Raw genomic sequence first — 20718 nt, 5'->3', positions numbered from 1 at the left:
TTTCTTGCAAGCCATTTTTGACAGCAAGACCTTTACCAGAGGATAATGGCGATTACGAGAAAGACTTGTTTCTGTGTGTCGTAAAAGTCTGCGGCTTTTGCGCAGTTTCCCCGCTTCGGCCCCGGTTTCCCTGCCGGTATTCGTTACATGGCCGGCAACGGAAATCGGCGCCCTCGCGCTGATGCGAAGGCGCCGTCTTTTGGCCGACCGGTCCGGCGTTTGCCGGTCTACAACACCAGCACCAGTTTGCCCGCTGTCACTGTCACCCCCGCGGGCAGGATCGCGCCCTGGTCGGTGACGGTGACGCCCGGCCCGGTCAGGTCGTAGGTGCCGGGGGCCAGCAGGTCTGCCCGGCCGATCACGACCTGCGATCCGGTAGCCAGGACCACCGAGACCGTGACCGTGGGCTCGGCCAGGCCGTCACCGATGGCGCCCGAGCGGAACACCCGCAGCATCGGGATGCCCGCCGACAGGATCGCGCCCACGGTTGCGATCTTCTCAACGTCCAGGTTTGTGGTGTTGTTGGCTGTGAGACCGATGCCATAGACAAAGGTTTCCCCTGCCTGCGGCGTGCCGGTCAGATCCGTCAGCCAGGTGCGGTTCAGCGTGTTACTGCCCCGGTTCTCATAATCCGCGATGGTGGCCTGGGCCGTCGCGGTCTGGATGCGCCGACCCATGTCCATGACCTGCTGGCTCCAGTCGGCCCCGGCAGTGGCGACTGCGATGCCCGCGCGGAACTCCAGCATCCCGGCCACGGTCAGGGTGGCGGTGCCAGTGCCGTCCCAGCCGGCCATGACGCGCTGCCCGCTGACGACAAGGGCCTTTCCGGCCGGCACCGTGGCATCGGGGCCAAGCAGAACCTCGGCGTTGCCGCGCGCCTCCAGCGCCAGGTTCGAGACAGTTCCGGTCAGTGCCAGTCGCCCGCCATTGGCGCGGATCGTGACGGGCTGCGATGTTGCCCCAAGCCAGAGCTGCCCCGACAAGCGCACCGTGGCGTCCAGGCCATCGCCCAGCCCGCCCAGCGCCAGCCTGCCCGAAGTCACGTCCAGGGTGCCGCCGCCGCTGGTCAGGGACGCGATGTCGCAGTCCAGCGTCCCGAACAGGGGGCTGTGCCCGTCCAGATCGACGCTGTCGGCGACGTTCAGGCCCGGCAGATCCCCGGTGGACCAGTTCAGGCGGTTGTCCCAGCGGAACCCATCCGTGCGCGGATCGGGCCGGAAGAACAGATCGGCAGGCGTGGTCCGTTCCAGGATCGGCTGTCCGAACCGGGCCTTGGTCCATTGCACGGCCTCGCGAACGGTGCGTCCGATGCTGTTGCCGTCGGCGGCATCCCGCATGTAGGCAACGAAGTCGGGGAGGGCTGCCCGCGCAACGCCCAGCTTGGTGCCGGCGAACCGCTGGATGGTGGTCTGCTGCAAGACGGTCGTATCCAGACCCTCGACACGCTCGTTGGGTTTCCCCACCCAATTGAACACCTGACAGTCGTTGCCGCTGAAAAGCGTGTTGGTGTTATAGGGCGTTCGTGACGTGATCCTGGTCGAAACCTCGGTCAGATTCTCGGGATCGGCCAGATGCGCCACGATGCAGCCGATCTGGCCGGTCATCTTGCCGCTGATGTCAAATCCCCAGTCGAACCCGCCCTCCGAATCGTTGACCCGCTTGTAGCCCGCGCCATAGGCAACCAGGTCGATGGCGTTGTTGAACTGGTGAATCGGTCCCAGATTGGTGCCGGAATGCAGCCCGGCCGCAATGTTGTTGTCCAGAAACAGGTTGCGCTCGAACTGGCCGCCCGACCGGTTCTGCAGCCCCTGGGACGCATTGCGCGAGAACAGGCTGTCGCGCACATGCACGCCCTGCGAGCCGTACTGAAGATAGAACCCGTGGGAATACATGCTGGGCGGATGCGGCATCGTGGCCGCGCGGGCATGATCATAGCCCTCTTTCCAGCCATTCATGTCGCAAAGGCAACCGTCGATCATCAGGTTGTAGAACTCGGCCGCATAAAGCCCCGACTTGCGGTTCAGGTGCGACGCCCATTCGGTCGCACCGGCGGGCTCAACGGTATGGCGATAAATATCGTGAAAGCCCACCTCGCGCAGCGTGATCATGCCCGACCGCGAAAGGTCGTTCTCCTCCTCGGACATGCGGCAGTTCTCGAAGATCGTGCCATAGGAATACCAGGGCTGCGCCTTCCTGATCTGCAGGTTACGCCAGACCATGAAGCGCGGACCGGGCTTGATCCATTGCGCGCCGGTTGCCAGATGCGGGCGGGAACCGGTCCCCCAGGCATCTACCACAATGGGATGCAACTCGCTTTCGCCCTTGATGTTGGCAGGCCATTCGATGTTGTAGCTGTATCCGCGTTCCAGCATCACCCAGTCCGACCGGCCGTCCTTCGCGCCGCCCCACAGGGCGTTCTTCAACAGGTTGAAGGCATCCATGGCGATGGGCATGGCCACGGACCCGCCATACTGGGGCCGTGCAGCCAGCCAGGCTGCGGTGACGGTGGTCTCGGTCACGCCCGCATGGGCGGCAATCGCAGCCTTCGTCATCGCCTGCGCAGAGGCCGAGACATAAACCTTGCGGTGCCTGCGGCCCGGCTCGATCCGGAACCGCCCGTCGGCCTCCTGCGCCAGCCAGTAGAACAGGCCCGAATGCATCCCCCGCTGCTGCGCGCGGGGGGCGGCGCGGATAACGCCGGTCCGGTCGTTGCCCAGCGCAACCGACACCTCGACCGGGCCGGTCTGGTCCAGCAGGTCAACGGTCGTCTGCCCGTCGCTGCGCAAGACCGTGCGACCTGCCGACGGCGACGACATGGCCGCGTCATAAACGTTGACGCGTCCCGCGTGACCTTCGAACAGCTTGTGGGCGCGAGACCAGAGATCGACGCTCTCGGTCTGGCCGTTCGCGGCCAGGGTGACCTTGGTGTCGGGCGCGAAGTTGAAATCGATCTTCACAACGTTCCTCCGATGACGATTTCGTTTGACAACTGCTGACGCGCGCCGCGGCTGTCTGTTGCGATTTCCACAAAACCGATGCTGCCGCCCGCATCGGCGGACTGGACGTCATAGGTTTCCCCGGTGGCACCGGCGATGGAAACGCCGTTGCGCTGCCACTCGCCTGCGATGGTCACCGGTCCGGCCTCGCTGTTGCCGACCGCCAGACCGCGATGCAGCACGCTCAGTCGGCTGCCCGCCAGTCCTGCGCCCTCGATCCGGGCGGGCACCAGCCACACCGGGCCATCCGCCAACTGCGCCGGGTCGATGGCGTACTGGCCGGCGTAAACCTGCGGCTCGATCACCTCGACCATGGCCATGCCCGCGCCATCGGCGATCAGTTCCAGCGTGGCATCGCTGGCGACGTTCAGTCGGGCGGGTTCGGGCTGGGCCATGGCAAGCAGCGTAAAGGCCGCGGATACGACGGTGGTCTCGATGCCGTTCTGGCGGACCGTCTCGGCCACGACGATGTCCTGGGCCCGGACCCCGGCCACCGGCGCAAAGGACAGGCCGGTCGCCTCGCTCACCACAACTCCGTCGACCATCCACTGATGCGTGACGGAGGCCACGCCCCGCGCACCGTCATAGGCCCACAGGCCCGGCTCGACCGACAGCGCGCCATCTGCCTCCCGGATGACCGGGGGCACCAGGCATACCGGCCCCCGCACCAGATCCACCAGCGACAGCGGATAGCTGCCCGCATGGGCCGACGAGGACGCCACGTCGAGCATGATCGAGGTCGCCATCACCTCCTGGGGAACATCGTCGGCCATGACGACCAGCATCAGCCCCTGCGCGGGCTGCTTGTGCAGCGCACGAAGGGTTTGGGGGGCAAAGCCCACCCCGATCTGCAGCATCATGCGAGGGCCACGATGTTGGCGGCCGTGGTGCCGGTGGCCAGGATGCGGCGCGCGCGGATGGGGAAGGGGGCGCCCGGAACAACGAAAATCTGGCCTGTATCGCCCGCCACCGTGATCAGTTGGACCAGTCCTTCGGTGCCCACGGCAATGGCGCGGGTGGGAAAGTCCAGATCGGCGGCATCATCCGGCGTCACGCTGACCAACCGGACGGCCGGGCTTTCAAGCCCGGGGGCATGGTTGCGGAAAGGATCGTTCATGGAAGGCCCCTCTTGAGACCGACCGCCCAGGAAACGGGTCGGCACGGCGCGGTTGAAATTCGGCGCCGACAACCATCTATAGATTTGTGTTGACAAGGGTTTAACCAAGCGCGCGCCGCAACACGCTGCCAGGCAACGTTTCTTGCACCGGGGCCGCAGAACCGGAATACGGCGGTTTGATTACCAATAACTTAGAACACTGGGCTGGGAACAACCGCGGCAACGCCATGCCTGACCGGCTGGCCCGATCGAAAACCCTTGACACGGTTTCGCGCGCCCCTGCCCGAGGGTCTTGCATCATAGCCTTGGCCCCATGGGCCATGATTGATGGAAATGCCGTCTCGGGAATCGGGGGGGATCGGTTCGCCCGGCATCCTTCCGGCAGAACAGGCCCGGACCACAGAGATCGAGGGGCCATTCCGCCCGCAATCGTCTATTGAGCTGCTGCCACTCCAGGAAGGCCCCGGTTATGGGGGTGGGGCCGGGGTTTCAGGCAAAGTCCAAGATCGGCAATCCACCGCGGTCATTCCCGGACAGAGATGATGTCCGACCGGATGCGCGTCAGGATCGCGTTCCGGGAATAATGCTGCCTCTGCCATTCCGCCAACGCCGCTCCGGCCCGGTCGGCCCTGGCCCCATCCGTCAGGATATCCGCGCAGGCGGCCACGAAATCCTGCGGCGTCGCGGCCTCGACAGCATGGTCCAGGATGCCCTGGTCAAAGCCGCGAAAGGCATGGCTGACGCCGACGATGGGTCGGCCCATGGCCGCGGCCTCGATCACCTTGATCTTTGATCCGCCCCCTTCGCGGACCGGGCAGATGCACAGCCTCGCCCGACCGTATTCGGCCGCCAGATCATCCACCGGGCCCACGAAATCGACCCGTTCCAGATGGGAATACCGCGCCGCCATCTGGGGCCAGAGCGTGCCGCGCCCGACGATGCGCAGCCGGACATCGGGACAGCGGCGAGCCAGATCGGCCCAGCAGTGGTCCAGGAACCAGCGGATGCCGTCCCGGTTAGGGACATGGTTATAGATTCCGACAAACAGGATCGAATCGCCCTGCGACGGCGGCGGCAAAGCCCCCTTGTCGGGCATGATCGACGCTACGTTAGGCAGAACGACCGTGCGGACGCCCGGCAGGGGCCAGACGTCCTCCGGCGCGGCGAACCAGACCAGGGATGCTGCTGAAAGCCGTTCCTGCATCATGCGGGTCAGCCGGCGCACGGACATCCTCGGCAGTCCCGACGCAGCCAAGCGTTTGCCGAACAGGCGGACGAGACGGGCCGCGTATTTCTGGTCGTCTCGGTCGTCGATATCCACCATAGCCGCCACGCCGTCGCGTTTGGAAAACCCCGTAACCGTCAGGGCGTTGAAATACCGAAACAGCACCGCCTTCGCCCCTGTGCGCGTGACGAGATCGTCCAGCCGGGCACGAAATTCTGGATCGGGTTGCGCGAACTGGGCAGGGGCAATCAGACGCAGAACGCCACGGGGAACGAACCGTCTGATGCCGGTCGGATTGGCGTTCCCCTTGTCCCAGGTACCCCAGCCCGCAATCGACGCCGCCTGTGGCAGGCATCGGGACGCATTGTCCGGCATATCGTCGGACAGGATCACCACATGCACTGGGCCAAGCGCCGCAGCCGCATCCAGAAACAGCAGACTGCGTTGTCCGCCACCAGTGTCGGCTGTCGGAAAGTCGGGAATGACCAAAACAAACGTTGGCGTTTCGGCGGCATCGTCCATCACATTCCCTCGAAATTCTTTCGGCTCAGGTCCAAAACAACCGGCAGGCGTGCTTTCAGACGGGCTGCCAGTTCCGTCGTGCGCCTAGTGACGTTGTCTAGTTGCGGGCCGGCTTTCCCCGTCAAGACGTCCTCAAGCGTCATGGTCAGGCCCGTGATCCCGAAATGATCCATCAATCCCTCGAACTTGCCTTGATAGACCATGCATAGGGCCGGCGTTCCCATTCCCATGGCCGCGATGGCCAGATGCATCCGTCCCGTTACGACCAGGTCCACCATGCCCGCAAGCGCCTTCATCTCCCAAGCATCCAGCGTAGCAGGCACCCTGTACATCCGCTGCGCGAAACGCCCTTGCAGGGCGTAGTGCAACCGCTCCAGAACCAGCATGTCCCCCACCATGCCAGGGCGGGCGTCATGAGGCATAACCACGACCGCACGCCGGGGATCGGCGTCCAGCCAGTCTCCGACCACAGTGGCAAAGGCGCGGATGCCATCGTCGGTGGCATTGCACAGGGCGAGTCCAGCCAGATTCAGCCCCAGAAGGGTCGCCCCCTCGGCCCGCCGCGCTGCGATCCAGCGACTTGCCGCCTGTGCCTCGGGCGCGCAAATCTCGGGACGCAGCAGGAATGCCAGATCGGCGACAAGGCGGACCGGGCGTTCCAGGACCGCCTCCATCCGGGACTGCGAGATCGCGTCGCGTGCGTGCAGGTGCAGCCAGTGCGCCGCACGCAGAAAGGCAATGACCCGCTCGGACGGGGTTTCGGACCAACTGCTGCCAAAGACCCGCGTCTGAACGCCGCAGCGATGTAGCATCCGCAGGATCCTGAACCGCTTGAAGATGATCGAGGTGTTGTAAACCCCGTCTAGGATGTCGGCGCCGATCAAGCCGGCATGGCGCGCTCGCCCGGCCATTCCCGCCAAGCCGGCCAGTACCTGCAGCTTATGGGATCCCGGCGGGCCCGACACCGCAGAACGGGTTTGAAAGTTGTTCAGCCCGATCACCACCCGCCGACCCCTGGCCGCCAGCACCTCGGTGGCGGCCTCGACCATGGCCTGATCCCCCAGGCTTCCCGACGCGGTCGGCGGCAGAAGGCCCACCGTCCAGGTGGACGCGTTCCCGCGACTGCCCTGCACGCCTGTCTCATCCGAGGGTGGGGCGATGTTTCCGGTATGGCTTAGCAAGAGACCTCCTTGAGAGACGGCAGATCCCTTGTCCGGACCCAGATCACGTCCGTGCCTGCCGTGCCTCGATCTCGGCGACGGCCTGGGCCTTGCCCACTTTCAGGGCGCGGCGCTGATAGGCCCGGATGAAGGCGCGCAGTTCGGCATCCTCGTGCTGGCGTTCGCCGCGCAGCCAGGCGGCAAGATAGCCCTGAATGGTGGCAAGCCCGCCCAGCACATAGGGGGGATGGGCCATGCGATACAGCCCCGTGGCAATGAAGAACAGGGGGTCGGATCCCATGTAGTATTGGCCGAATCCGTGCCGCCGGCGTCCGGTAAAGACGCTTTTCTGCGACGATCCCATCGGCCGCAGATGTTCAAAGCGCAGATCCTCGTCGTTCCAACTGACCGCGATCCAGCCCAGTTGCCGGGCCTTGTGACAGTCGATGGCGTCCCACATGACCTCGCGCACGAATCCGCCGATCGCCTTGAAGCAGTCGCGGCGATAGAACTTGGTCATGCCGACCGACATCTCGTCGCCGCATTTTTCCGAGATCCATCGACCTGCGGCAGTGCGGAACCAGGGCTTGCCGGAACAGGTGCCGATGCGGGGATTTTCCTCCATCCGCCCGATCAGGATTTCAAAGTACCGGGGCGGCAGATCCAGATCCAGATCCAGCTTGCACAGATAGGGATAGGCATCGGCGTCCACCTGACCCAGGCCGAAATAAAAGGCCTCGATCACGCCGGGGCCGACCGCCCGGTGGCCCCGGTCCGGCTTGGTCACGACCTGGATGAAGGGATGGCGCGCCGCATATTCGGCCAGGATCGCGGGGGTGTCGTCCGTCGACCCGTCGTCTACGATGATCCATTTCGCTGGCGGAACGCTCTGGGCCACGACGCTGTCCAGGGTTCGGCGCATGTAGTCGGCTTCGTTCCGGCACGGCGACACCAGAAGATAGTCTCGGGAAGGGCTGGCAGGGATCATGGCTGTCTGTCTGAATGGTTTCCCGCCCTTCTGGACAGCAAGGGGACCGCTTGGCAAGGGCGAACGCTTCGCAGACCGAATCAAGGCACGGACAATACTATCGCTAAGGTTGCAGGAAAAAAGATATTATCTTCCGGTGGTTTCAAGACCGTCATGAATTTGTCTGAAATTCGTCTAAAGTTGCGAAATATTTAGCCGAAACCCCCTGCAAATCGGCTTGTGGGACATAGAACAAAAGTGTTAAAAATTTATCGATACCCACGCGGCCTAGCCGTTAACTAGTAGATAGGTGAATGATGAACGGAATGAAGACTATTCTCGCTGGTGCAGTTCTGGCAATGACCGCTTCTGCCGGCAATGCGGCGGTCATGTATGCCGACCAAGTGATTTCGGCAGACTATGGCACCTGCACGGGCTCGGCCTCGCAATGCACCTCGAACGACCGTCTGAACCAGGACAACGCCCTGGGCGCGACGGATGGCGCGTTCTATGCTCTGGGCTTCGGCGGTTCGATCGTTTTGGGCTTTGCCCAGAGCATGTTCCCGGCCGGTACCGTGTCGACCATGGAAATCACCTTCAACCGCATGATCGGCCACGACGAAGCGGTGCAAATCTTTACCCTGGACGACATGCAGAACGTCGTCGAGGATCTGGGCGTTGCCGTGAACAATCCGGATGGCAGCACCCGCCAGCGCGCAAACGCGCCTTTCTCGTATATCCGTCTTGTTGACGTGAGCAAGTCGGTGTTCCCGAACACCACCAGCTTCGACGGCTATGATGTTGACAGCGTTGCCGTTGCCCCGGTGCCGCTGCCGGCAGCCGGCGTCATGCTGCTGGCGGGTCTGGGTGGCCTTGCCATGGTGCGCCGTCGCAAGACTGCCGCCTGATCCGGCTTGAGACGATTTCCTGGGCCCGCCGTCATCGGCGGGCCCTTTGCTGTTTCTGGGCAAAACGCGCGTGAAGCAACAACAGGGATTTGAACGACTTGGCTGCAAGGACAGGGTGAATTCGCTATCCGGTCAGGCGCGATTCGCGCTATAGGGATACAGTCGGTTTTGTCGGTGTGTGGAAAAGGTATTCGGGTCATGGCGTCCAGCGCAAACATCCTCTCGGTCAGGGATCGGGAATCGTTCAATGCGGGGGGCCTGCTTCTGCTTGCCCTTGCAACGGTGGCCGCGGGCTGGTTCTTCATCGACGGGCTCGACGCGCTTCTGCTGGCCTGGCAGACCCCGGAATACAGCCATGGCCCTTTGATCCCGGTGCTGTCGGCCCTGATGTTCCTGCGGGAACTGAAACAGCATCCCCCCCGCCCTGGCGAGGTTCCGAACCGCTGGCCCGGCGTTGCGGTGATCGTTCTGGCCTTTGTCTTCGGCGCACTGGGCAAACTCGCTCAGGTCGACGACATCGTGGCCTATGCCACGATCATCTGGGTGGCCGGCATCGTCCTGGTCACGATGGGATGGTCGCGCGGCTGGCTGTTCTGGCCGTCGGTCCTGCATCTGGTCTATATGCTGCCGCTGCCTGCGACGCTGTATTACAAGATCTCGATCTTTTTGCAGATGGTGTCCTCGGAAATCGGGGTCAGCCTTCTCAAGCTGGTTTCGGTGCCGGTATTCCTGGAAGGCAACATCATCGACCTGGGCGTGATGCGCCTGCACGTGGCCGAGGCTTGTTCGGGCCTGCGCTACCTGTTCCCGATCATGTCGTTTTCCTACATCTTCGCCGTGCTGTATCAGGGTCCGCGCTGGCACAAGGCGGTGCTGCTGCTGGCCGCGGTGCCGATCACGGTGTTCATGAATTCGGTCAGGATCGCAGTGGCGGGAATCATCGCCAATTATTATGGAATCGAGTGGCTGGAGGGGTTCACCCATTTCTTTGAAGGCTGGGTGATCTTCATCATCTGCATCGTGCTGCTGTTCGGACTGGCGCGGCTGATGCTGATGTTCCACCCCGGCAACCCGTCGCTGGCCGATGCGCTGGATCTCGATACCTCGGGCCTGGCAGCACAGGCCGGACGCATCCGCCTGATCCGGCCATCGGCCGCGCTGGCCATGGCCGCTATCCTGGGACTGGCTGCGCTTGGCCTCTGGCAGATGGCGCCGCAGGACCGTGGCCAGATCGTTGCCCGCAGTTCCTTCGGCCTGTTCCCGACGCAACTGGGCGACTGGCAGCAGCGCGGCCCCGAGGAGCGGCTGACCCCCGAAATCGCCAAGGCACTTGCGGCGGACGACTATCGGCAGGCGACCATGCTCCGCGATGCGGGCACGCCGCCGGTCGGGCTGTTCATGGCCTTCTATAACGACCAGTCCAAGGGCGGCGTGCATTCGCCGGAAATCTGCCTGCCGTCCTCGGGCTGGGAAATCGCCAAGCTGGAGCGTGTGGACATCGCGCCGCGTCTGGGGCTGGACAGCAAGTTCATGCTGAACCGCGCCATCATCCAGAAGGGCGAATCGCGGATGATGGTCTATTACTGGTTCCAGCAGGGCGAACGCCGGGTGGCCTGGGACGTCGCGGCCAAGTTCTTCCTGCTGGCCGACGGCATCCGCTCGGGCCAGACCGATGGCGGCATCGTGCGGCTGACCACCCCCATGGGGGCCGATGAGTCCGAGGAATCGGCCGAAGCGCGGCTTCTGGACATGACCCGCGAAGTGATCGCACCCCTGCCGCGCTTCATGCCGGTGGAATGACCCCTCAGTCCGGCAAGGCCGGCAGCGGCCCGGTCTTGCCGGACAAGACCCAGTCATAGACCCCGGCGATCTGGCGGGCCTTGGCGTCCCAGGTGAAATCCCGCGCAACCCGGTCCCGCGCGGCCTGCGCCAGCCCCGGCAAGACCGAGGGATCGGCCAGAACGCCCTCCAGCGCGGCGCGAAATCCGGCCACGATCCGGTCGCGCGGTCCGATGGGAATCGCAAACCCGGTTTCGGCGCTGACCAGTTCGCCCGGCCCCGCGTAATCGACCACCATCGGCACGACGCCCAGCGCCATCGCCTCTAGAACAACGCCCCCGCCGAATTCGCGAATCGACGGAAAGGTCAGCAGATTGGCGCGGACCATCACGGCCTGCACGGCCTCGTGCGCCAGATTGCCGTGAAAGGTCACGGCCTCGCCGATGCCCAGCCGCTGCGCCTGCGCGCGCAGGTCGCCCATCATCGGGCCGTCCCCGATCATGTCCAGAACCAGCCGTCCGTCGCGGGCCAGTGGCGCCACCGCCTCCAGCAGCATGTCCGGCCCCTTGTAGGGCACCAGCCGCCCCACGAAACAGGCCCTCAGCGGCTGTGCCAGATCCTGCGGGGCGACCAGATTGAAGCGGGCCGGATCGATGGCGTTTTCAGGCAGCCACAGCGTCTTTTGACGATAGCGCCGGGGAATCTCGCTTTGGGTGTGGCGCGATCCGGCCAGAATCACCGAGGCGGCGGCCAGGCTGCGGTTGCGCAGTGGGTTCAGCTTGTAGGCGCCGCGCACATAGGACAGCCATTCGCGTTCGCGCCGCCGTTCCGCGTCAAATCCCCGGGGCCATGGCACGCCACCGTTCAGCGGCCCCAGGACAAACGGCACGCCCGCCGCCGCCACCCTGGCCGCGATGGGCGAGGCCACGGTGGGCGACAGAGGCGTGATCCGGTGGACAAGATCGTATTCCCCTGCCCGGATGCGGTCCCCGAACCGCTGCCAGACCAGCCGTTCGAAATAGGGATAGGACAGGGCATTGATGGCCGTGGTCATGGTCCAGCCCTTGCCCTTGCCCATTCGCAGGATCTGGGCCAGCCGGTGCATGGGGCGGGCGATGGCCTCGCTGTCGATGGCGGTGAAATCGCGCCCTTCGACAAGGCCCGCGCGCAGGATGGCCTCGCGGTTGCGGCTCTGGGTTGCGATGTGGACATCGGCCACCTGCCGCAGCGCCGATGCCAGCGACCAGCCGACCAGCGGGACCGAGACCCATTCGGGATTGGCTGCCTCGGCGATGACCAGGACGCGGGGGTAGCTTGGCATCATGGGAACATTTCCACTTCAGGAAAGACTGTAAGGCTCAGTTCGTACCGGCGATTTGGTTCAGCAGTTTTCGGGCATTCAGGCGATGATCGAACTGGGATAATGCGGTAATGCGCGCGGCCTCCCCAATGCGGCGGCACAGGTCCGGATCTCGTGCCAGCCGTGCCGTCATCCCGGCAATTGCACTCACGTCTTCCTGTTCTACCAGTAAGCCGTCCACGTTATGTTGGATCATATCAGGTGTGCCGCCGATCCGGGAACAGATCACCGGCAGACCGCAAGACATCGCCTCCATTACCGTGACTGGCGCCGCTTCTCCCTTTCCGATGGACGTCAGGGCAAGTGCATCAACCCCTTGAAGCAGGCCCAGGATTGCGGTTTCGTCCAGTGGACCTAACATTTCGACCTGATCTTGCAATCCAAGTTCACGAATTTCCGCTGTGATCCTGTTCTGCTCCGGTCCGTCACCCGCGATCTTGTAGTGAACAACCGTTCCGTCATCGCGCAGCCGCGCCAAGGCGCGCAAAAAGAAGCGATGTCCCTTTGCATGATTGAGCCGTGCCACTGTGGCCACCGTAAAGACAGGATTGACTTTCTGTAAGCCTGGAACAAAGAGGTCACAATCCACGCCCATCCAAATTACCGGCGCTTTGGTTTGAGGGCTGATCTGGGAAATCTGCTGGGCCAAAGACCGGGTAACAGCGGCGACAAAGCGAGTGTGCTTCATCTTAGCGGCGTGATCTGTGCCATAGACGGGTAGGTCGCCATGCAGCGTCAGGCTGTAAGGCAAATTGCCCAAGATATGTGCTAACGCCCCCAAATGGGCAGCGTCCGCACAAGAATGGATATGCAGATGGGTCACGCCATATTTGTGCGCGTCGGCTACTAGCATCGCGGCCGAGGGCAAAAGCGCGAGAAGCCTTGACTTTCCCTTTGCCGAGGTTTGCTTCAAGCCTGCAATATAGGCCACGGCTTTGGCCGCCCGCAGTGGGTGGCGCAGGATATGGTTTGTGGCCGGCCCAACGCGCGGCGGAAAAAGATAGGTCGTTCTCCGGACAGCCTCGACCGCGAAGTCATGCGGACAGGATCCAACCGGCGGACGACGGGTCGAGTAAAGCCTGACTGGCGTCCCCGCTTCTTCGATAGCCCTGATTTCCCGCCAGAAGAAAGCATGGGTCTGCCCAGGAAATTCGGGAACGAGATAGCCTAAGGTCATGCCATTTTTCCTTCTTGACGAAACAGCACGGCCAGCTTGACGGCCTGCTGCGCAATATCGAATTCGGCCTCGACCTTGTGCCGCCCGGCGGCGCCCATCGTGGCGGCGCGGGCAGGTTCGGCCAGAATGTCGCAGACCGCATCGGCCAGCGCCGCCCCGTCGCCGGGGACCACCACCCTGCCCGAAACACCATCCTCGACCAGTTCGGGAATGCCCGCAATGCGGGTGGCGACCACGGGGCGGCGCGCGGCCATCGCCTCCATCAGCACGACGGGCACGCCTTCGGCGAACGAGGGGAGCACGAAGACCGCCGTCCGGGCCAGGGTCCGCGCCACCTCGTCCTGGCTCTGGTATCCGGCAAAGGTCACGGCCTTTGACAAATCCAGGCGGCGCACGAGCCTTTCCAGAAGGGCGCGGTCGGGCCCGTCGCCGATCAGGGTCAGATGCGCGTCGGGATGGGCCGACCGGATGCGGGGCATCGCCTCGATCAGGACGGGCACGCCCTTGGCGGCGGTCAGTCGGCCCACGAACAGAAGGTTCTTTCCGGTGGCCGGGGGGGCATCATAGCGGGCAGGCTCGACCCCGCAATGGACGATGTGCAGCCGGGACCAGTGGTCCGGGGGGCTGGCCAGCATCGCCTGCGACCGGCAGAAATGCGAGATGCAGGACACGAATGCCGCGTCCGCGATCTTGGCGTCCAGCCGCCACAGCCGGGGATCGGTAAAGTCGGCGGGGCCGTGCAGTGTGAAGCTGAAGGGAATGCCCGCCAGGCGCGCCGCCAGCAGCGCCACCGTGCAACTGGCCTGGGCGAAATGGTTGTGCAGATGCGCCACGCCCCGCCGTTGCAGGTGCTGCGCCAGAACCGTCGCCTCGACAAAGTAGATCAACTGATACAGCGCCGCCCGCAGGCCGGGACCACGCATCGCCCAGGCCCTGCCCAGCGTGCGCAGATAGAGGCCCGGTCGGCGCAGGGCGGCGATCTGTGCGCCGATCAGGCGGCGGGGGGACCGTGCGGCGTCCAGCACGTTGAAGGTGGCCTCGGCCTCGGCCCGCTCGGCCGGGCCGCGATGATGCTCGGGCCCTGTCCGGCGGATCGAGCAGGTCAGGATCTCCAGACCCTCGGCCCGCAAGGCCGCGACCTCGCGCAGGACAAAGGTGTGGGACACGGCAGGATATTCGCCGACCAGATAGGCGACACGGGGGGCTGGCATGGGACGAACGGGGCTTTCGTGGCAGGTTCGCCAGCATCTAAGGCAAAAACGCCGCCCAAGGCCATAGCCCTGAGCGTTCCCCCATGTCTTTGGTTGCTTCCCCGGCGACGGCCATGGCCTGCGGAAAACCCCGGTTTGTCATCCCCCCGCGTTTGTCCTATGGCTTGCGAAACGGAGAAGGGGGTGCCTGTTCCATGCTGACCTGGTCGCTTGTCATCCCGACCTACAACCGCCGCGACGTGCTGCTGCGCGCCCTGCCGCTGGCGCTGGACCAGACGGTTCCGCCCATGCAGGTGGTGGTGGTCGATTCCTCGGACGACTGGACGGTGACGCGCGGTGCCGTTCAGGCGCTGATGGCGGATCGTCCCGGCATCCGGCTGGATTATCTTCAGGCCGACACGGCGTCGTCGGCCACGCAGCGCAACCAGGGGGTCGAACAGGCCAGGGGCGACATCGTGGTGATGATCGACGACGACACGTTCCTGTATCCCGATTTCGCCGAACGGGTTCTGGCGGTCTATGCCGCCGACCGGCGTGGCGTGGTGGCGGCGGTCGGCGGCAGGAATCTGCCCGTGCCGCCCGATGCGCAAGCTGTTTCAGGACTGGCGCGCAAGGAAAACGGCGCAGGAACTGCCGTGTCGGGCCTGCGCGACCGGGTCATGCAGTATCGCTTTGGCCGCTGGGTCAACCGGCATATTTTGTTTCAAAGCCTGCATACGCTGTTCCTGAAATACGAAGGTGAGCGTCCCAATGCGGTTCCTATGGAATTCGCGCATCTGGACGTGATCCCCACCGCATTCATAGCTGGCCATGCGCTAAGTGTGCGCAGGTCCATCGCCCTGTCGGAACCCTTTGATCGCGCTTTGCGATTTTACGCCGCGCTCGAAGATCTGGACGCTACTTACCGTTATGGCCGGCACGGCATCCTCCTGGGTTCGAACGAAGCGCGGCTGCACCATCACGAGGCAGCGGGCGGGCGGATCAAGCGGCGGACGACCACGACCTTTCAAATGCTTAACATGCTGGTCTTCATCAAGCGCAATGCCGACGACCCCGCCCGGTGGCTGCCCTCGTATCGGGCGATGCTGTGGCGGCGGCTCTTGGGCGAAACCATCAAGGACACGCTGTCGCGCCGCTGGGATCTGCCGCAGGCCCGCGGCGTGCTGACGGCCATGCGCCGCTGGCGCAAGGTCTGGAACACGCCCGTGGCCGACTTGGACCGCTGGTATCCCGATTATCAGCGCGACATCCGCGACAAGGGATGACAGGCGGGCAGCGACACCGCTAGTTCCTTGGCCCGCCGCGCAGCAGGGGACGCAGGACCAGCCGCGTGAAATCGCCGAAAAAGGCCTTGGGTGCCCTCAGTTCCTGCCCCCTGGCGCGGGCCAGCGGGGCGTTCAGGGCGGCGCCGGCCATCCAGGCCAGGCCCGTCGCCGCGGCACCCCAGCGACCGCGCGTCTTGGTATGGTAATGGCGCCAGGATTCATACCAGTATTCCGGCCTGCGGCTGCGCTCGGGCGCGCCGCTTCTGACGTCGGTGGCGGCGCCCTCGACATGCTGGACGCGGGCGGCGGGCACATAAAGGATGCGGTGGCCCGCCTTTGTCATGCGGAACATCAATTCGACCTCCTCGTGATACAGAAAGAAGTCGGGATCGAAGGCGCCCAGATCGCGCAGCACGGACAGGCGCATCATCACCGCCGCCCCGGAGACCCAGTCAACCGGCCCGTCGGGCTGATCGACCGGCAGAGAGATCACATGATGCCCAAACAGCCGGCTGACCGGACCGAAGTTCAGGGCACGGGCGAATTCGCCGCGCGCCGAGGGAAAGCGAAAGGCGGCCGCCACCCGGGCACCATCGGGCTGCGCGATGCCCGCCCCGGCCGCGGCGGCCTGGGGATCGGCGTCCAGACGGTCGGCCAGGATGGCGATCGCCTCGTTTTCAAGCTGGGCATCGGGATTCAGCAGGAACACGTAATCCGGCGGGGACGGGCTGTCCAGCAGGGCATGGATGACGACGTTGTTGCCCCGGCCAAAGCCGTGGTTTTCCGTCTGCGGCCACAGCCGGACCCGATCTCCCCAGCCGCGCGCGGCATGGGCCTGGGCAAAGGCCGCCGCGTCGCCGCCGGGCGAGGCATTGTCCAGCAGATGAACCTTGACCGGATGGCCGCCATGATGGCGTGCCAGAACGCTTTCGACCCCGGCGATGGCCAGATCGGCGGTTCCGTAATTGACGATGATGACGGCGACAGGGGAAGTCATGGCAGCACTCGATCGGTGTGATGGTGGACAGGCCTGCCCCTCTGGTACGAAACCCGAAGGGCGCCCAGCATGATCAGGATGGGGCCGGTCCATTCCAGGACGTTGTTGGCCCGCAGCCTCAGCAGCGGCACGCCCAGGATGCGGTCCATGTGGTGAAAGCCCGCCGCCCGCATCAGCACGAAAGTGCAGACAAAGACCAGCCCGATGACCGGCAGGGCGCTGCGCGGCCAACTGCCCCGCAGCAGGTGCAGCAGCGCCGCCACAAAGACGACCCCCGCAATCGCCAGCCCTGCCAGAAAGGCCACCTGCACCAGACGCCGCTGACCGTACCAGCCCTGGGCATGGGCCATGCAGCGCCCAAGGGCGGTCAGCGCCGATTGCAGGTCAAGCTGCTTGTTGACGGCCAGAAATCCCAGGATCAGCGCGGTCAGCATCCAGAAGCTGCGTTCCCGCAGCCGGGTCGCCGGGGGAAACGTCGCGCGGCTGGCGCGCCAGGCAATCACCATGGCTGCCAGATACAGCAGAACCGTTGCCCAGCCCCGCCAGCCGGGATCGCCGATCCCGGGCTGCCAGCGCGCCAGAATGCATACCATCATCAGGGCCGATCCATTCGGACCCTGCCGCGGCCCCGTTCACCGGTCTCCGCCGCAAATTGCGCGTGCGCCATCCCCGATCCTTTCCGCCTTGCCCCCGGACCCTGCAACGGCGTCCGGTCCGGCATTCCGGCGCAACCTAGCCAACCGGACGCCAGAGATCCAGCAGCCCCCCGCGCCGGTCGCCGCCAAAAAATGTCAAAGGCCGCATATCCGGTGCGGATCATGCGGCCCCTGGGTGCGGTTCATTCGCCCGCCCCCGCGATGCGGGGGCACGTCGGCCTGGATCAGATCGGATCGTCCGTGACAGCGGGCATGGATGCCTGCAGCGTCGTCCACAACGCCTTCAGCGCGGCATCCTGGCTGTAATCGACGAACCGTTCGTCGCCGGAGGTGGCGGTGCGGATCTGGCCGGTCCCCTTGCCCGCGTCGCTGACCAGCAGAATCACCTCGTCGCTGGTATAGTCATAGCGCACGAGCGCGTCGCGCTTGGTGCCAAGGCCGGTGATGGCGATGTCGTCGAACGCCCCGGTCATCTGGTCCGCGTCGATCAGCGTCCAGGTTCCGCCGGATTTCGCGCCAAGCGCCGACAGGTCGACAACCAGATCCCCGTCCAGACGAACGCCCGACAGGACGTCCGAGGTGTCGAAGGCCCCCGAATGGAATTCGGAAATCCTGCCCAGGCCCGACTTGTCGGCGGCAAAGGTCAGGGTCGCATTGTCGTGGAACTGCATGGTCGCTGCCTTGCCATCGCCGCCGTCGAAGCCGACCTTGGCCCTGGTCCCGGCCACGGTCAGGCTGCTGCCGCCGGCCAGATCGAAGCGTGCCCCGGCAGTGGCCAGCAGCAGTTGCGCGTCCTCGGCCATGTCGATGTCGGCAGACCCGGCAAAGGCTCCGGTGTTGGCAAGCCGTCCCCCCGCCATCTCGACCGTCAGGGTGTCGCTGTCGCGATAGCCGTCGATCCACACCTGTCCGGCATTGTCGATCTGCAACCGCCCTCCGGTATCGGCGGCCGATACCTCGCCTGCGATGGTCAGCTTGCCCGCCGTGGCCTTGAGCTGGCCGAAGTCGCCGAAAACGAAGTCGTCAACCGTCACGGTTTCCGTGGCAAACAGCACCCGGTTGCCGCCCAGATCGACGCTATCGCCGTCCTGCGTTCCGGGCAGATCCTCGGTCGACCAGTTCAGGCGGTTGTCCCAGCGCATCCCCTCGGCCCGGTCGTCGGGCACGAAGCGCACGACCTCGGCCTTGGCCCGAAGGCTGGTGTCGAGACCAAAGCCCTCGCGGAAGAACGCATTGATCAGATCGGCATCGACCGTCTTGTCCAGCTTGCCGTCCGCCTGGGCGCGCAGATGGTTTGCCAGATCCGAAATGGTGGCTGTCTTCCTGCCCAGAAGCTGTGCAGTGAAGTTCTGGATGGTGGTCTGGTCCAGAACGGCCGTGTTCAGACCGTCGATATTGGTATCGGGGCCACGGGCGCCGGTTTTCGGCAAGGGTTTGGCCCAGTTATAGATGATCGTGTCGTTCACATATCCCCCCAGGTCGGACAGGGGCTCGTGGACGATCTTTTTCCTGGCCTCTTCGGCGGAATTGTTCGGATCGGCCAGATGGGCGATGATGTTGTCGATCAGCGAGCTTTGCTTGGTATAATTGCCGATCCCCATGGATACGACGCCGTTTTCGAGGGCCAGATCCTTGTAACCGGCCGAGGTGACAACATTCCCTAGGAGAAGGGTATAGTTGCCGCCCTTGAAGAAATTGAGAGCCGCGTTGTTGTCCAGGAACAGGTTGTCCTCGGCCACGCCGCCCGGCCGCAACTGGGTGCCAAAGGAGGATGCGCGCATGAAGATGTTGTCGCGCAGGGTCACGTCGGTGTTGTTGCTCTGGACATAGAGGTTGTGGTTGAACTTGCTGGGCGGCATGGCCTTACTGGTGGACATCGCCTTGTCATAGCCTTCGGCCCAGCCGTTCCGGTCGAACAGGTTGCCGTCGAACAGCGCCCCGTCCACGCCCGAGATATAGGTGCCGGAAATCTTGTTGGCGCCGGCGTCCCAGATCGCCCCCGAATTGACCGGCTTGAGATGGGCGACGTCCACGATGTCGCTCTCGCGCAGGGTAAAGCGCGTCAGGCCCTGCGCAACGACCTCTTTGGCGGTGAAGCTGAGGTTGTCCAGCAGAACGTTCTCGCCCAGAAGGGCCTTGAACCCGTTCAGGTCGAGATCCTGGATCACGACATGCTTGGACTGGTTCTGGAAGATCTGGGCACCTTTTTCGATGATCGGATCGGTCCCCTCGCCATAGGCCCCCACATAGACGGGGTTGAGCGCACTTTCCCCCGACGCCCCGCGGCCGATCAGACGACCGGTATTCTCATAGCTGTAGCCCCGCTCGAACAAGAGCCAGTTCGAGGTCGCGGCCTGGCTGCGATCGGTCGAGGCATACCACAGTTGCATGCCCAGATCCGTCGCCAGCGCCTTGTCGGGGGTGGCGCCGTATTCGGGATTCTGCATCAGCCACCCGGCTGTGACCTTGCTGGCGGATATGCCTTCGGCCTGGGCAATCTCGGCCCGGGTCAGGCCGTGGGCACCCTCGGTGACATAGATCTTGCGGTGGTTTTCGCCATGTTCGACCACGGCGCGGCCATCGGCCCCGGTTTCCAGCATGTAGAAATCGCCCTGCCCCCAGCCCTTCGGCTCGGCCCCAGGGGTCACGTCGACCCTGGCATCGACTTCCTGGGTCTTGCCGTCCGCATAGGTGATTTCATACCGGAAGGACGTGTCGGACTTTTCCGTCGGCGCCTCGCTCAGCACCAGGGACAGGGTATTGTCGGGATTGACGCTGACATGGCCGTGGCTGGTCTGCGACAGGATGCGGATATCGGCAATGTCGCCGGCGCCGCTGATATCGATCGTCGTGACGCGACCGGCCTCGGCGGTCATCGCATCGACGGTCGATGGCAGGGGCACGCCGCCCCCGGTGTTCCCGCCCGTCCCTGCCTCGGGTTCGTCCCGGATCACCTCCTCCTGCGGAATATCCTTGACCGGGGGCACGGGGTCGGGATTGGCCGGGGCCACGGGATCGGGCGCGGCCGGGGGGGCGGGGTCGGGCTCGGTCGGAGCGGGCGCAGCCGGACCAGGCTCGACCTGCTCCGCGACCTGGAATCCCGTCTGCCCGTAGAAATCCTTGAAGGCATCTCCCAGAAAGCCCGACGATGCGCCGGTGTCGGGCAAGATCGTTCCTGGCATTGCCGCGGTGGCAGCGGGGCTGACGATCGACGAGGACGACTGGACCTCGACCTCTTCGGCACGAGACGACGGCGCGGTGGGCGCGATGATGCCGGGCAAGGCAACAAGAAGATCACGAAGCAGCATTTTTCTGTCCTGTAAAGATTATGACGCGGCCTGTCTGATGCGGCACGCGATTGCGCAGGGTCTTTACGAA

General features: G+C 64.5%; 15 protein-coding genes. 3 read left to right on the top strand and 12 right to left on the bottom strand.

Annotated features, from left to right (window positions below; all coding sequences use genetic code 11):
• Positions 1–227 precede the first annotated feature (227 nt).
• The 6 genes from EYE42_RS12255 to EYE42_RS12230 all read right to left on the bottom strand — a co-directional run bounded on the left by EYE42_RS12255 (position 228) and on the right by EYE42_RS12230 (position 8008).
• Positions 228–2957, bottom strand: a complete 2730-nt coding sequence (locus EYE42_RS12255) for a hypothetical protein (RefSeq protein ID WP_130991612.1) — start codon at positions 2955–2957, stop codon at positions 228–230.
• Positions 2954–3856, bottom strand: coding sequence for a hypothetical protein (locus EYE42_RS12250; protein WP_130991611.1), 903 nt, complete (start codon positions 3854–3856; stop codon positions 2954–2956). Before EYE42_RS12250 ends, EYE42_RS12255 begins: the two co-directional genes overlap by 4 nt.
• Entirely contained in the window at positions 3853–4113 is a 261-nt protein-coding gene (locus EYE42_RS12245) for a spike base protein, RCAP_Rcc01079 family (RefSeq protein WP_130991610.1), read from the bottom strand. The genes EYE42_RS12250 and EYE42_RS12245 overlap by 4 nt, the downstream gene beginning before the upstream one ends.
• A gap of 523 nt (positions 4114–4636) precedes the next feature.
• Positions 4637–5860, bottom strand: coding sequence for a glycosyltransferase (locus EYE42_RS12240; RefSeq protein WP_130991609.1), 1224 nt, complete (start codon positions 5858–5860; stop codon positions 4637–4639).
• Positions 5860–6993: a polysaccharide pyruvyl transferase family protein gene (locus EYE42_RS12235; protein ID WP_130991608.1), complete on the bottom strand. Its 1134-nt coding sequence runs from the start codon at positions 6991–6993 to the stop codon at positions 5860–5862. Before EYE42_RS12235 ends, EYE42_RS12240 begins: the two co-directional genes overlap by 1 nt.
• Positions 6994–7084: 91 nt before the next feature.
• Positions 7085–8008 carry a glycosyltransferase family 2 protein gene (locus tag EYE42_RS12230; protein ID WP_130991607.1) on the bottom strand — a complete coding sequence of 308 codons (924 nt, stop codon included), beginning with the start codon at positions 8006–8008 and terminating at the stop codon, positions 7085–7087.
• Between the two features lie 305 nt (positions 8009–8313).
• On the opposite strand from EYE42_RS12230, the gene EYE42_RS12225 reads away from it, so the two are divergent.
• Together EYE42_RS12225 and xrtD are read left to right on the top strand one after the other, a co-directional pair.
• Positions 8314–8895 (top strand): VPLPA-CTERM sorting domain-containing protein, encoded by a 582-nt coding sequence (locus EYE42_RS12225; protein ID WP_246020773.1) that lies wholly within the window; start codon positions 8314–8316, stop codon positions 8893–8895.
• Positions 8896–9093: 198 nt separating this feature from the next.
• The gene (gene xrtD, locus EYE42_RS12220; RefSeq protein ID WP_130991605.1) at positions 9094–10695 is read left to right on the top strand and encodes a VPLPA-CTERM-specific exosortase XrtD; all 1602 of its coding nucleotides are present in this window, start codon (positions 9094–9096) and stop codon (positions 10693–10695) included.
• Between the two features lie 4 nt (positions 10696–10699).
• Here the strand turns inward: xrtD and EYE42_RS12215 are convergent, their stop codons facing one another.
• From EYE42_RS12215 to EYE42_RS12205, 3 genes are read right to left on the bottom strand one after another with little or no spacing between them, the layout of a single operon-like run.
• On the bottom strand, positions 10700–11995 hold the full coding sequence (locus tag EYE42_RS12215; protein WP_130991604.1) for a glycosyltransferase family 4 protein: 1296 nt from the start codon (positions 11993–11995) through the stop codon (positions 10700–10702).
• Positions 11996–12032: 37 nt separating this feature from the next.
• Complete coding sequence (locus tag EYE42_RS12210; RefSeq protein WP_130991603.1) at positions 12033–13211, bottom strand: glycosyltransferase; 1179 nt, start codon at positions 13209–13211, stop codon at positions 12033–12035.
• Positions 13208–14422: a glycosyltransferase family 4 protein gene (locus tag EYE42_RS12205; RefSeq protein WP_130991602.1), complete on the bottom strand. Its 1215-nt coding sequence runs from the start codon at positions 14420–14422 to the stop codon at positions 13208–13210. Before EYE42_RS12205 ends, EYE42_RS12210 begins: the two co-directional genes overlap by 4 nt.
• Positions 14423–14616: 194 nt before the next feature.
• Here EYE42_RS12205 and EYE42_RS12200 point away from each other — a divergent pair, with 194 nt between their 5' ends.
• On the top strand, positions 14617–15687 hold the full coding sequence (locus EYE42_RS12200) for a glycosyltransferase family 2 protein (protein WP_165455782.1): 1071 nt from the start codon (positions 14617–14619) through the stop codon (positions 15685–15687).
• A 19-nt stretch (positions 15688–15706) separates the two neighbouring features.
• Here the strand turns inward: EYE42_RS12200 and EYE42_RS12195 are convergent, their stop codons facing one another.
• From EYE42_RS12195 to EYE42_RS12185, 3 genes are all read right to left on the bottom strand, one after another.
• The gene (locus EYE42_RS12195) at positions 15707–16684 is read right to left on the bottom strand and encodes a glycosyltransferase (RefSeq protein ID WP_165455781.1); all 978 of its coding nucleotides are present in this window, start codon (positions 16682–16684) and stop codon (positions 15707–15709) included.
• Complete coding sequence (locus tag EYE42_RS12190; RefSeq protein ID WP_130991599.1) at positions 16681–17280, bottom strand: hypothetical protein; 600 nt, start codon at positions 17278–17280, stop codon at positions 16681–16683. Before EYE42_RS12190 ends, EYE42_RS12195 begins: the two co-directional genes overlap by 4 nt.
• 284 nt (positions 17281–17564) lie before the next feature.
• Entirely contained in the window at positions 17565–20648 is a 3084-nt protein-coding gene (locus tag EYE42_RS12185; RefSeq protein WP_130991598.1) for a right-handed parallel beta-helix repeat-containing protein, read from the bottom strand.
• Positions 20649–20718 lie beyond the last annotated feature (70 nt).

Source organism: Paracoccus subflavus (genome assembly GCF_004310345.1).
Lineage (GTDB): Bacteria > Pseudomonadota > Alphaproteobacteria > Rhodobacterales > Rhodobacteraceae > Paracoccus > Paracoccus subflavus.
Note: the sequence above shows the minus strand (reverse complement) of the source record. Positions and strands in the feature narration are given on the sequence as shown.